The organism is Thioclava kandeliae, assembly GCF_040297545.1.
Taxonomy (GTDB): Bacteria; Pseudomonadota; Alphaproteobacteria; order Rhodobacterales; family Rhodobacteraceae; genus Thioclava; species Thioclava kandeliae.
This window is the reverse complement of record NZ_JAYWLC010000003.1, coordinates 64,568-77,967: the sequence shown is the minus strand read 5'-3', so window position 1 is coordinate 77,967 and position 13,400 is coordinate 64,568. Positions and strand designations below refer to the sequence as shown.

The window sequence follows — 13,400 nt, the reverse complement described above, 5'->3', positions numbered from 1 at the left end:
TTACATCTTGGTATCGACGACGAATTGCTTGTTCGTCTTCGGATTAGCGATCAGGTCGCAGACAGCAGCAGTGTCAGCCGGCGCCACATCGCTGAGACGCTTCTGGATGTCCCATTTACCGTCCTTCGCCTCGGCAATGAATGCGCTGCGCACGGTATGGTGGGTCTTCGGATCGAGTGTGACCTTGCCCGACGGCCCGACAAACTCCAGCCCGCTTTCCAGCGCCTCGATCACCTTCATCCGGTCCGTCGTGCCTGCCTTTTCCAGCGCCTGTGCGTAGAGCATCATCGCCTCATAGCTCGAGACGGTGATCTCGGTGCAGGCCGTGCTGGGCGGCAGCATCGGGGTCACCTCCTCGAGGAAGGCATTGCTCTCGGGCGTATCGATACTGTCGAAATAGCCGCCTGCGGCTACGATGCCATTGGTGGTCTGGGGTTCGAGCGTGATGATCTCCGAATTGACCCCGAAATTCGAGGAGGCCAACGGGATTTTCGCCAGAAGCCCTGCAGCTTCCCACTGGCGGTAGAAGCCCAGATGGTTGGCCCCCACAAGTGCGGCCAGCACATAATCGGGATTGGCGGCTTGGATACGCGCGATGGCGGAAGAGAAGTTGGTAACATCCAGCGGGAAGAAATCGGTGCCCACGACCTCGCCGCCATTGTCCAGCACGCCGTTCTGCATCCATTTGGCGGTGATATGGCCGTAATTGTAATCGGCAGCGATAATATAGACCTTCTTGCCGAAACGTTTGGCCGTATCCTCGACCAGCGGCAAGACGGTCTGGGCGGGCGTGGTGCCGGTGCAGAACGTGTTGCGGTCGCAGACGCCGCCTTCATAGAGGACGTTGTAGAAATAGAGCGTCTTGAAGCGGTCGAAGATCGGACGGATCGCCTCGCGGGAGGCCGAGGTAAGCCCGCCAAAGACCACATCCACCTTATCCTTCAGCGCCAGCTGCTGCGCATATTGGGTATAGAGCTGCATATTCGACTGGGTGTCGTAATTCACCAGCTCGATCTGGCGCCCCAGAACGCCGCCCTTATCGTTAAGATGCTTGACGGCGAGCTCCATCCCCGGCGCCACGGCCTGACCACCCGGCCCGATCGGGCCGGTCATATCGAGGATATTGCCGATACGGATCGTGTCGGAGGCAGCAAACGACATCCTTGCAAGAAACGGCGTGGCAAGGGCGGCCCCTGCGGCCTGCCCGAGCAGACGACGGCGGCTGAGCTGGAAGCGGGATTTTTCGGTCATGGCGAGAGCTCCGGTAAGGCGATAACTCCCCCGATTGGGCCGTCCCGGCGAGCGGAAGTTGAGAGGGAAACCCGCCTCCTCCCCATTTTTGCGGAGGCAGAAAAGAGCAGAAATTCCCCCTCTTTGTATAAATATGCGACACCCGCCTAAAAATCCGGCATTCGACCAAGAGAAAGCCGGAAACACTCAAGCCAGAAAGGACGACTCTTCATTTTTCGCCCCCCCTCACGTTAATCTTGGAGAGACGGAAAAGTGGCCGGAGGACTGACCGGAACTATGGGCGTTTCAGACCTTACCAGCACCGAAATCAACAGCTATGCGGCGGTGATCGCAACACTTGCACAGGCGCGTTCGCGTGAAGAGGTCCGGCGGAATATTCTGGGCGATCTCCGCGTCGTGATGCGGGCCGATACCGTCTCGAGCTGTAGCTGGGATGACACGGAGGCCCGCTTCGGAAAGCTGGTCTACGAGGGTGGTAATCCCGAGATAGAGGCCCTTTATCTTTCGACTTTCCAATATGATGACCCGATCACTTTCCGGATGCGACAAACCGCGAGACCGGTCATCCTGGATGAGGTCATCGACCGCACGGAGCTTCGGCGCACGGCCTTCTATCAAGACCTTCTCAAGCGCGACAAACTCGAATGGGGGCTCAATCTCTTCGCCTTTGGCGCGGATGGACACGACCTCGGCGACCTGCGGTTCTGGCGGCGGAGCACGCGCGAGAATTTCGCCTCCCGCGAAACGATGCTGCTGGCGGGGCTCGCGCCTCATTTCAAGGCAGCATTGGAACGCCTTCCGGCAGAGCCCCCGCCTGCGCTCAGCCCCCGCGAAACCGAGATCTGCCAGTTGTTGGGACAGGGTCTGACCGACCGCGAAATCGCCGCACACCTGCAGATCGGATTTGCCACCGTGCGCACGCATATCTCCAACGCGATGCACAAACACGGTGCACGCAACAAGACGGCGCTTGCCGTGCGCACCGCCTGCCTGACCGAGTAAGGCAGAATAAAAAACGGCGCGATCATAAGACCGCGCCGCAAGTCGCAGGCGGGCATGGAGACCCGACCTGACGGGGAAGCCTGAACCCTCAGAATGTCTTCCAGTCGCCTGACTGCTCGAACGCATGGGCCGCGCGGTAGATCACATCCTCGTCGAAATGCCGCCCGACCAACATCATGCCCACCGGCAGACCATCGGCCAGACCACAAGGCACGGACATCGCGGGATGATGCGTGATGTCGAAGGCGCAGGTAATCCCGACCATTTCCAGCCCGCGGGTGATGACCTCGTCAAAGGACATGTCCCGGGTCGGGAAAGGTTTCGCGGTCACAGCGGTCGTCGGCATCAGGAGCAAATCGACCTTGGCGAGCGCCGCATCATAGGCTGCGCGCAGACGGCGCGAGAGGTTCATGCCCTTGCCATAATAACGCGTGCCGGTCTGGTCCTTGAAATACCGCCCCGCCAACAGCCCGATCTTGGCATGTGAGGACAGCTCGTCCGCCCGCATCCGCCAGCTGCGATAGCGGTCCATCAACGAGGTCGCATAAAGATGGCTTCGCGAAGTGCCAAAACCGTCGCCCTCGAACATGGTGGCATAGGTGCCTTCAGTGCAGATCGCCTGGAAGATATGGCCCGCATCATGGTGCATCGGGACCGAGATCTCGACCACCTCCACACCCAGCGCCTCGAACCGCTTTGCCGCGGCGCGCACCTTCTCGTTGACCGCCGGGTCGGCGTGACGGTCCTCGAAGCCCTCTTTCAAAATGCCGATCTTCAGCCCTCTGGCCTCGCCGGTCAGCGCCTTGGTATAGTCTTTCACGATCGGAGTCTTGATGCGCGGGTCAAACCCATCATCGCCTGCCAGAACCTCCAGCAGCAGCGCGTTATCCTCGACCGTGCGGGTCATCGGACCGGCATGGTCGATCTGGATCTCGATCGGCATGATGCCGGTATAGGGCACCAGGCCATGGGTGGGTTTCATGCCGTAGATGCCGCAGAAGGACGAGGGCATACGGATGGAGCCGCCCTGATCGCAACCAACAGACATGTCCACCTCGCCGGTGGCCACCGTCACCGCGGAACCGGAGGACGAGCCGCCCGCCGAATAGCCCTGCCGCCACGGGTTATGCACGGGGCCGGTCGAATTGGTGAAGGAACTGCCCGTCATGCACAGCAATTCACAATGCGCCTTGCCCGCGATCTCGCCGCCCGCATCAAGAATGCGCGTCACCACGGTCGCGTCGAACTCGGGCACATAGCCATCAAGCACCGAGAACCCGTTCATCATGGGCACACCGGCCAGCATGATATTGTCCTTGAGCGAGACCGTCTTGCCCTTCAGCTTACCGCTTGGCGCCCCCTTGATCGAGGTCTTCCAATACCAGGCATTATGCGGGTTCTCCCCGGCCTGCGGGCGATATCCCTGCAGCCTCGGATATGAGGATTGAGGGATATCGTCAGCCATCCCATCGAGCCGCTCGTAAGACGTGATCCGGTCGCCGATCGCCTTACGGTAATCCTCCAGTTCCTCGTCGGAAAGCGAGAGACCGCAGTTTGCGGCGAGGTCACGCATCTGCGCCTGAGTGGGCAGTTTGGGGGCCATGACAGTGCTGATCCTTCTTGGGCAATGCCAACCAGTCTAGCCGCGCGCGACGATCTCGGCAGTGCCGACTGCGCCAATAAATTTGACTGAACCGGCCAAAGCCTGACGCCCGCTCCAGAGGCAGAACGCGCCCGAAATCGGGGCGAGCGGAGGGCGAATATTATGATTCTGCCTGCCATATGGCCAGCGCCGCCTGTTTTCGCCCGCAAATTAGACAATCGGCAGAACGTGGTATCAGCTTTCTCTCTCGCCTGTTGATCGCAAGCGCGGCCATCGCCCATGACGGATTCATGTACGGAGTGTGCCAATGATTCCTCTGACGACCAATGTCAAATCATCGACCTTCATCAACGCGCAGGCGCTGCCAGCAAAAGACCGCTTCGCCTTCTGGAACGATGTGATCCACGCCCATTTCTGCCCTGCCGAGAACAGCGCACGCGGCAATGCAAAAGATTTCGAGGCGAAGATCCGCATGCGTCCCCTCGGCTCGCTTGGCGTAAGCGAGCTGGAAACCAGCGGCATGACCAGCAAACGCACCGTGAACTGTATGCGAAAGATGCCGCTCGACAGTTTCTTCGTCTCGCGTCTGACACGCGGACAGGCCCATGTTGCTCAGTCGGGACGTGACGCGGTCCAGAAGACCGGCGATTTCATCATGTATGACGCCAACAGCCCCTTCCAGATCGACATGGCAGAAACCTATGGCGGCAACTGGATCAGGGTGCCGCGCTCGCTGCTTCTCAACCGCATGCCACACGCAGAAGCGATGACCGCGCGCGCATTGTCGGGGAACACGCCTCTGGGCAAGATGCTGACGCATATCATGCTGGAGATCCAGGATCTCGATCTTCCCGCCGACAGCCCGGCCACGCAGCGTGTGGCCAATTCACTGATCGACCTCCTGACGGCCGCCTTCGAATGCGAACACGGCATCTCGCAGATGGAAAACAGCCGCCATATCGGCCTGCTGGACAAGGCAAAGGGCTGGATCCTTGCCAATCTTGAGGACTGTGACATCGATAGCGACAGGCTGGTCGATGTCCTCGGTGTCTCGCGCCGCACGCTCAACCGGATCTTCGCGACAGAAAATACCACCCCCATCCGCTGGCTCTGGTCACAGCGCCTCAAGCGCGCCCACGAGATGCTCTGCTCGGGTCACGAGCTGCGGGTCTCGGAGGTTGCCCTGAAATGCGGCTTCAGCGACTTTTCCCACTTTTCCCGTGCGTTCAAGAGTGAATTCGGCCTTACGCCAAAATCCCTTCTCAAGGATCTGCATTAAACGGCACGTCTTTCATGAATTGTGGAAGGGTCGGCGCGTCCGGCCCTTCTTTTATGCGCCCATAGAAAAAGCCCGGCAGATCTGCCGGGCTTTTCCAGTTCCGTCAACGCGGCTCAATGCGCTCTGGCGGGCTTTCTCGCAGTGCTGAACAGGGCCGCCGCGATGAAGGTCGCGCCCCCGATGAGCACATATTGCCACACCGCGCCGAGATTGAGGAAAGGCAGCGCCGCAACGATGGTCTGGATGAAGAACGCGCCCGCCATCGTCGAGAGGAAGGATCCGCGCCCGCCGGTGATCTGCGCCCCGCCCAGCACCACGGCGGTAATGCTCATCATCGTGTAGCTGATACCCGTGGTCGGTGAACCGATCCCCACCTGCGCCGACAGCAGCACGCCCGCGAGCCCCGCAAGGAAACCGCTGGTGACGAAGGCCAGAATGACGATGCGCGCGCGCTTGAGACCGATCATTTCGGCGGATTTCGGATTAGAGCCGACCGCCCGCAAGGCGCGACCTGCCGGACGCCGGAAGAGCAGGTATTCGGCAGCAACCGCCGCCAGAACGATCACGACGAAGACTGCGGGCAGCGGCCCGACAAGCGCCTGTGCCCCATCCATGAAGTCCCCCCCGATCATCCCCGCAGGTGAGGGCCGCAGGATCAGCGACAGACCCTGAAGGCCGGTATAGGTCGCAAGCGTGATAACGATGGCCGGAAGCTTCAGCTTTTCCACCAGCAGACCATGCGCCAGCCCGATCAGGGTGCAGAGCGCCAGAATGGCAAGGATCCCGCCAAAAGTGCCCAGAGGTGGCGTGTCGGTCACGAGGAAGGAGGCCAGCACCACGGCCAGCCCCGCGACCGGCCCCACCGAGAGGTCGATGCCCCCCTTCATCATCACGAACATCTGCGCAAAGCCCGCAAGCGCGAGGATCGCGGTCAGCGTGGCGATGGATTGCAACGAGAAGGCCGAAAGGAAATAGGGGCTCTGCCACTGGGTAATGCCCATTACCAGAACCGAGAGCAGCACCAGAATGCCGGCCGGAAGCTGGTCCGAGGAGAGCCAGCGGCTTCTGGTCTTGCGGCTCACATCATCGGCAGCCTCGCGGATACCGGTGGCGTTGAGATTGGCCTCGGTGATCTTGGCATCATTGACATCCGCGCCCGACAGTTCGGCCACGACCCGCCCACGCGAGAAGACCAGAACGCGGTCACACAGACCCTCGATCTCGACCCCGTCGGCAGAGCAGACGATCACGGCCACGCCCTGATTGGCCATCTCGCGCAGCTTGCCATAGATATCCGAGCGCGACCCCACATCGACGCCCTTGGTCGGTTCGTCGACCAGCATCAGCTTGGGGCCCATCGCCATCTCGCGACCCATCAGAACCTTCTGCTGGTTGCCGCCCGACAGTGCCGAGACCGGCGTCTCGACTGTGGGGGCCTTCACCCGCAAATCGGCGTGGATTTTCTCAGCCAGCGCCTTTTCGCGCGTCTCCGACAGAACCCCGTTCGAAGAGATCCGCTCGAGCTGGCCAAGCCCCTCGTTTTCCTTGATCGACAGCGACAGGACCAGACCTTCGGCATGGCGGTCGTCGGGCACAAAGGCGATGCCGGCACGACGGAAATTGGCGACCCCCGCTTTGGGTTCGACCATATCCACCCGGATATCGCCCGAAGTGGCGGGGCTCACGCCGGCAAGGGCGCGCAGGAACTCCCGTTGCCCCTGCCCTTCGACACCCGCCAGACCCACGATCTCGCCCGGACGCATTTCCAGCGAGACATTGCTGAAGCCATGCCCCGAGAGACCGGCCACCACCAGCGGCTTCGGTCCCGTGCCGATCTTGCCCTTTGCGGGGAAGACCTGCCCCAGCGGGCGACCCACGATCAGATCGACGATCTCCTGCGGGGTGAATTTCGACGCCACCCGCGTCTCGATCAGATCGCCATCGCGCAGCACCGAGAGCCGGTCGGCGATGGACATCACCTCCTTGAGACGGTGCGAGATATAGATGATCGCGGTGCCCTCGGCCTTCAGCTCGGCAATCAGCTTGAAGAGATGACGCACCTCGGGATCCTGGAATGGCTCGGTCGGCTCATCGAAGATGAAGACTTTCGGGCGGCTCGCAAGCGCACGCGCGATCTCGAGCACATGTTCCTGCGCCAGAGACAGCTCGCCCGCGCGCGATTTCAGATCCATCGCCAAAGCCTTGGTCGAGACGCGATCCAGAAGCGCCTGCGCCGCCTCCATGCTCAGATCCTTGCGCGCAAGGCGGAGGTTTTCCAGCACGGTCAGATCGGGGGCGAGCGCCGGATGCTGGAAGGCCACCGACAGACCCATCTCTCGCACGAAGGCGGGCTGGGCCTTGGCCAGACGGCCTGCAATGGTCACTGTGCCGGTATTGGGCGCAAGCACGCCCGCTGCGCAATTGATCAACGTGGATTTTCCCGCGCCATTCTCGCCCACGATCGCATGAACCTCGCCGGGCCATGCCTTGAGGCTGACCCCCTTGAGCGCCTTCACGGGGCCGAAGGATTTGCTGATGGCATCCAGAACGAGCACGGGTTCGGCTGCGGGCGTCTCCATGATGTCGGTCATTTGGGTATCTTTCATGTTACGACCTCACGCGGTCTTCAGGCGTTGGGCGATGGTCGGCAGGCAGACCCCCAAGAGCACGATGAGCGCCTGAATGAGATACTGCACGGAGGTATCAAGCCCCAGCGATACGACGAGCTGACCCAGATATGTCAGGAAGAAGGCGCCGATCCCCGTGGCCAGAACCGAGGATCGCTCGCCGGTCAGCGAATTGCCCCCCACGACATAGGCGGCCACCGAGGCCAGCATATAGGCATCCCCGCCCATCAGGGACGGCACGTTGGAAAGACCTGCGAAGATCACACCGGCTGCGGCGAAGAGCACGCCAGCGGCCACATAGGCGCCCAGCTGGAACAGCTCGACACGGAAACCGAGGGCGGCGGCGGTGCGCGGGTTGAGCCCCACCACCTTGAAGCGGCGCCCGAGCGTGGTCCGTGTCAGCACAAAGGCTACCAGCACCACAAGTAACAGTCCCGCAAGGAAAGCATTGGGCAGGCCGAGAACCCGCCCGACCGCGATATCGGCGATCGGCACCGGAACCACCTGCGGCGCGCCGCCGGAGAACTGCAACACAAGGCCAAGCAGTATGGAATTCATCGCAATGGTTACCACCAGAGGCGGCACGCCGAGGCGGGTCACGGTCAGACCGTTGATCAGGCCGATCCCCGCACCCACCGCAAGAGCCAGCAGCACGAGCCCGGTCGCGGTCATACCGCTGGTTCCTGCCGGATCGAGTGCCGTCACCAGCACGGCCGATAGCGAGAACAGCCCCGCGACCGAGATATCTAGGCCGCGCTGCTGGATCACGAGGTGCTGGCCGACTGCCGTCACTGCGGTGATCCCCGCAAAGGGCATCAGTCCCGCAAGAGCCGTCAGCGTCACGGTCGACGGCGCTGCAACCCCTCCGACGATGAGCAGCAGGATCAGGGCCGCAATGGCCCTGAACTCGTTACGTTGAAAATAGTTGGTCATCGGAAGGGTCCTTCTGTCTTCGCTTACTTAAAGACGTCCTGCATCTGCTCTTTCGTCATGGTGAAGGAGGAGACATGGGCGCCCATGGGCAAGTCGGGATCACAGACCGGCGCCTTTTTCGGATCATCCGAGGTCGTCTCGTCGATCACCGGATCGATGATGATCGTCGGCTCGTCATTCTCGATATCGTTGGCCGCAGCCACACCCTTGCGCAGGGCAAGACGGGTCAGCCAGGTGCCTGCCGAAGTGGTGAAGAGCTGGAAGTCCGGATTGTCGGCGTGATGCTCTTTCCAGTAGCAGGCCAACTCGTTCCCGTCACGGGTCGCCCAGAGCGGGATTTTCTTGCCGGCGATCTCGTAGGCACGGATAGCGCCCATCGAGCCGATCCCGTAATCGGAGATCACGGCGTCAATCTTGGGGTATTTCGCTAGAAGCGAGGTCATGACCTGCTGGTATTGCGCACGGTCCCAATTGGTGGTGACGGGCGCATCTTCCAACATCTTGATACCCGGATGGTCCTTGAAAACGCTCATCGCGCCGTCAAAGGTGTTCTGGGTCGAGTCCGCCCCCGGCGCGCCGCCAAGCATGATGACATTGCCTTCACCATTGAGCTGCTTGACGATCCATTTGGCCGCCATCTCGCCTTCGATATTCTGGTCGGCCGTGACCATGCCGACATAATCCTTCCCCGGGGTGCCCGGCCAGGAGGTGCCGCCATAGAAGGGAACGACCTTCGCACCGCGCTTCATGGCCTGGCTCATCGCCCGCAGCAGTGCCTGCCCTCCATCGGGGCGCACCACAATCACGTCAAAGCCCTGCGCCGCCAGACCGGTGATATCGGAGATCTGCTGCTCGACGGAGCCGCGTGCATCGACATAGCGGGCTTCTTTGATATTGGGACATTTCGCCGCCTCGAGCTCGAATTCCGCCTTGGAAATCTTGCGCCACGGATCACCCGAAGAGCCGGTCGAATAAGCCACGCGCAGGGGCTTGGTGCCACAGAACTGCGAAATATCCTTGAATTCGTCGATCGTGCCAACCTTCAGGGGATGCTGGTCAGCTTCCGCAAAGGCCGCGCCCGCCGACAGTGCCAACGCCGCGATCCCGAGTTGTACAGTTTTGGTAAGCTTCATGTTTCCCTCTTTCATTCGGGCGCAGCTCTTTATGGAACCTGCCCTCTCTCCTGTTGGTGCTGCGCTCCGCGGATCACGCGGAAAGCGGCGGGATTTTCTGATGCCAGTCGGTGAGCTTCTGGAAGGCGCTGCCTGCGCGCACGAGAGCCCCCTCGCCCAGATGCGGCGCGACAAGCTGCACCGCGAGCGGCAGACCATCTTGGTCGAACCCTCCCGGCATGGTGATGGATGGCGAGCCGGACATATCGTAAGGCCCTGTAAAGCGGATAAATTCCGAATTGTCGCCCTCGGCATAATCGGCCCAGTTGGCCAGTGCCGGCACCCGCCAGATGGTGGCCGGAATAAGCAGCAGATCAACCTGACGGAACATGGCCTCCAGATGGCCCGAGAAGATAAGACGGTCCTGATGGGCGCGCGCCACATCACGCGTGCTGTAGCTTTCGGCCATGTCGATCAACGCAGCCAGCGTCGAGCCATAATCGGATTTCAGACGCGGATAGAAAGCGTCATGGGCGGCAGCGGTCTCGGGCGCGCAGAGCGGTAGCCACGAGATCGCGGCCTCTTTCCAGTGTTTGACGCTGACATCCACCAGCACCGCGCCCAGCGATTGCAACACTTCTGCCGCCGCCTCGACGGCGGCCACATTCGCCGGATCGACCCCTTCGGAAATATAGGCACGGTCGATCCCGATGCGCAGACCGGCAATCGACTGGCCCGCTTCGGCAGCATAATCCGGCACGGGGGCAGTCAATGTGGTCGGATCATTGATATCGGCACCCGCCATCGCCTGAAGAACAATCCCCGCATCCGCTGCAGAACGTGCCAGAGGTCCGATATGGTCAAGCGAGGCCGCAAGCTCGAAGGCGCCATAACGCGAGGTCCGGCCCCAAGTGGGCTTGAGCCCAGTCACACCATTCACTGCCGAAGGGAAACGGATCGAGCCGCCGGTGTCGGACCCCAATGAGGCAAAGGTCATGCCTGCCGCCACCGAAACGCCCGTGCCCGAAGAGGACGAGCCCGCCCAGTGGCCCGCCGACCACGGGTTCAGCGGCGGCGTCACATCAGGGTGGTGGTTGGCATAGGCCTGCTCGGTGGTTTTGACCTTGCCCAGCGTGATCGAGCCCGCCGCTTCCAGACGGCGGATCACGGTCGCGGTGAAATCGGGCTGGAAATCCTTGTGGATACGAGTGCCGCCGGTCGTCTTGGCGAAATCGGTATAGAGGATGTCCTTGTAGTTCATCGGCACGCCATGCAGCGGCCCGCGATATTTGCCCGCCATGATCTCGGCCTCGGCCTGACGCGCCTGATCCATCGCGCGTTCTGCCGTCACGGTCACATAGGCGCCGAGTTTCGGATCAAGCGTCTCGATCCGCGACAGCATGTGCTCCGTTACCTCGACGGGCGAGATCTTGCGGGTCTTGATGTCTTCGGCCAGTGCCGTGATCGACTGGTAATGCATGGAAGGCTTTCATTGCTGGCCGGTCGGGCGGGCACACAAAAGCCCTGCCCGAACCGGCAGAGGTTCGAGAATGTCACCGCGATCTTTCGCGGTGACGATGCAGGACACTCCCTGCTATTCAGGAAAAATCAGGCCTTTTCGCTGATCGCGACCGGCACCGGTTCGGGATGGTGGTGGTGATGGTGGTGATGACCATCGATATCGGGCAGATCCGGCAGATCGCGGCGGAAGACGATGGGTTTGCCATGTTCGGTGGCAATATAGGACCGGCGCCAATGTTCCGATGTCTCGGCCAGTTCCTCGTCGGTCATGACACCCGTTTTGCGCAGAAGCGTGACAAGCGCTGCCGACCACTGCCGGTAATAGGCATCTTCCGAGGTCTCGGTGCCCGTCTGAGGATTGGCACGGATCTCGGTCGAGAAGGTCTCGACCCATGTTGCCCAGCTGAACACGCCCGCCTGCGCCAGTGCCATCGAGAGGCCGAAGACCTGCGCATGCCATGGCTCACCGAAACCGGGTGCGCCAAGATCCTGCGCTCCCAACGATTTCAGGTCGGTGCGGCAAGGATCAAGCGCTTGGATAATACTTACGATTTCCATCACATGGCCTCCAGATACTGTTCGTAGAGATCGATATAGACCGCGTCTTTGGCGCCCGCGTCGCGCCCCCAGAGATCAGCGCCCTCGAACCGCACCGTATAGGTGTGATCGACCGCGCCATAATCCCCTACAGAGCGCGCATCCGCATAAAAGCAGGCGCCTCGGTAGGCTACGATGGTGCAGGGTTTACCACGGGTATAGCGCGGCAGGCGGGTATGGGTTTTGGGGTTGATGTTCAGCGTCATCGCCTTGTCGCCCACCGCAAATTTCGGCTCTGTTTCGGCCTCGCCGGTCACAGGGTGGTTGGTGGTGAACATCTTGGCGGTTTCTTCGGGCGTCAACGCCTTCAGTTTCGCCGCCCATTCGGGAAGCGGCGCCTGAGCTTTGCCGGTGGCCAGTTCCTCGGAAGTAGCGATGCCCTTCTCAAGAAAATAGGTCGCGGTCCCGTCGAGCCAGTGCTCGTAATAGGGCGAGGCCAGCCAGTGCAGCGCGGGGATACGCTCCATCGAATGGCGCGCTTCATCGGCTACGGCGATTCCGGTCATCAGCGTCAGCAGGTGGAAGCCACAGGTGCGCGCCTCCCAGTCTTCGGCGAATTTGGGTTCGTTGACATCCAGCACGATCGGTCCCATGCCGTGCATCCCGCCCAGATCGTGGATCGAGTTCATAGCACGGCCTCCTCGGTATTTTCGGATTTGGCCAGCTCTGCGGGGGTCATCGCCACACCGGTTCCGATCATCGAGTTGCGGGTCACCAGCTTGGCCAATTGTTCTTCCGACCAGCCTTCGGTGCCGGCGGGACGCTCGGGCAGAACCAGATAGCGCAGTTCGTTATTGCTGTCCCAGACGCGGACTTCGGTCTCATCAGGGATATGCAGATCGAACTCTTCCAGCACGGCACGCGGCTCGATCACAACGCGCGAGCGGTAAGGCGCGGCCTTATACCAGTTCGGCGGCAGGCCGAGCACCGGCCACGGGTAGCACGAGCACAAGGTGCAAACGACGACGTTGTGGACGCCGGGCGTATTCTCGCACACGACCATATATTCGCCCTGAAATCCCGCAAAGCCGAATTCGAGGATGGCGTCGGAGGCGTTCTCCATCAGACGCTGTTTATAGGCGGGATCGGTCCATGCGCGGGCCACGACCTTGGCGCCGTTCTTGGGGCCTAGCTGATGCTCGAAGATATCAATGATCGCATCCACGGCACCTTCCTTGATGAGCCCCTTCTCGAGGAGCAGCTGCTCCATCGCGCGCACACGCAATGCCTTGTCAGAGGGTGGTTGCGTCCCGTGGGAATGATCGGACATCTTCGGCTCCCTTGTTCTGGTAACGGCCGCCTGAGCGCGGCTCTTTCGATACTGCTACCCTGACGGCAAATGCCCGAACTGTCTGTGCTGAAAATGCCGAATAAGCTGGCTGTATTGGCCAAGAGTGCCAAGGCAGACGTATTATGCAAGCGTCCGCCCTGGCGATTGGCAGGCCGTGCGCTCCACAGGCGCACGGTCAGGACCC

At 61.3% G+C, this 13,400-nt stretch carries 11 protein-coding genes; 2 read left to right on the top strand and 9 right to left on the bottom strand.

Going from position 1 to position 13,400, the window contains the following annotated elements; all coding sequences use genetic code 11:
• Positions 1-1,251 (bottom strand): ABC transporter substrate-binding protein, encoded by a 1,251-nt coding sequence (locus VSX56_RS05040; RefSeq protein WP_339114608.1) that lies wholly within the window; start codon positions 1,249-1,251, stop codon positions 1-3.
• Between the two features lie 276 nt (positions 1,252-1,527).
• Between VSX56_RS05040 and VSX56_RS05035 the strand changes: the two genes are divergently transcribed.
• Entirely contained in the window at positions 1,528-2,253 is a 726-nt protein-coding gene (locus VSX56_RS05035; RefSeq protein ID WP_350935315.1) for a helix-turn-helix transcriptional regulator, read from the top strand.
• Between the two features lie 88 nt (positions 2,254-2,341).
• Here VSX56_RS05035 and VSX56_RS05030 read toward each other — a convergent pair whose 3' ends face one another.
• On the bottom strand, positions 2,342-3,856 hold the full coding sequence (locus VSX56_RS05030) for an amidase (RefSeq protein ID WP_350935313.1): 1,515 nt from the start codon (positions 3,854-3,856) through the stop codon (positions 2,342-2,344).
• Between the two features lie 307 nt (positions 3,857-4,163).
• Here VSX56_RS05030 and VSX56_RS05025 point away from each other — a divergent pair, with 307 nt between their 5' ends.
• Complete coding sequence (locus VSX56_RS05025; protein WP_339114611.1) at positions 4,164-5,135, top strand: helix-turn-helix domain-containing protein; 972 nt, start codon at positions 4,164-4,166, stop codon at positions 5,133-5,135.
• A gap of 113 nt (positions 5,136-5,248) precedes the next feature.
• Here the strand turns inward: VSX56_RS05025 and VSX56_RS05020 are convergent, their stop codons facing one another.
• From VSX56_RS05020 to nthA, 7 genes are all read right to left on the bottom strand, one after another.
• Positions 5,249-7,726: an ATP-binding cassette domain-containing protein gene (locus tag VSX56_RS05020; protein WP_350935310.1), complete on the bottom strand. Its 2,478-nt coding sequence runs from the start codon at positions 7,724-7,726 to the stop codon at positions 5,249-5,251.
• Between the two features lie 24 nt (positions 7,727-7,750).
• Positions 7,751-8,695, bottom strand: coding sequence for an ABC transporter permease (locus VSX56_RS05015; RefSeq protein WP_339114613.1), 945 nt, complete (start codon positions 8,693-8,695; stop codon positions 7,751-7,753).
• 23 nt (positions 8,696-8,718) lie between these two features.
• Positions 8,719-9,828: a substrate-binding domain-containing protein gene (locus VSX56_RS05010; RefSeq protein WP_339114614.1), complete on the bottom strand. Its 1,110-nt coding sequence runs from the start codon at positions 9,826-9,828 to the stop codon at positions 8,719-8,721.
• A 73-nt stretch (positions 9,829-9,901) separates the two neighbouring features.
• Positions 9,902-11,287: an amidase gene (locus VSX56_RS05005; RefSeq protein WP_350935307.1), complete on the bottom strand. Its 1,386-nt coding sequence runs from the start codon at positions 11,285-11,287 to the stop codon at positions 9,902-9,904.
• A gap of 128 nt (positions 11,288-11,415) precedes the next feature.
• The gene (locus tag VSX56_RS05000; protein WP_339114616.1) at positions 11,416-11,886 is read right to left on the bottom strand and encodes a nitrile hydratase accessory protein; all 471 of its coding nucleotides are present in this window, start codon (positions 11,884-11,886) and stop codon (positions 11,416-11,418) included.
• Entirely contained in the window at positions 11,886-12,554 is a 669-nt protein-coding gene (gene nthB / locus VSX56_RS04995; protein ID WP_339114617.1) for a nitrile hydratase subunit beta, read from the bottom strand. The genes VSX56_RS05000 and nthB overlap by 1 nt, the downstream gene beginning before the upstream one ends.
• Positions 12,551-13,195, bottom strand: a complete 645-nt coding sequence (gene nthA, locus VSX56_RS04990; protein ID WP_339114618.1) for a nitrile hydratase subunit alpha — start codon at positions 13,193-13,195, stop codon at positions 12,551-12,553. The genes nthB and nthA overlap by 4 nt, the downstream gene beginning before the upstream one ends.
• Between the last annotated feature and the right edge of the window lie 205 nt (positions 13,196-13,400).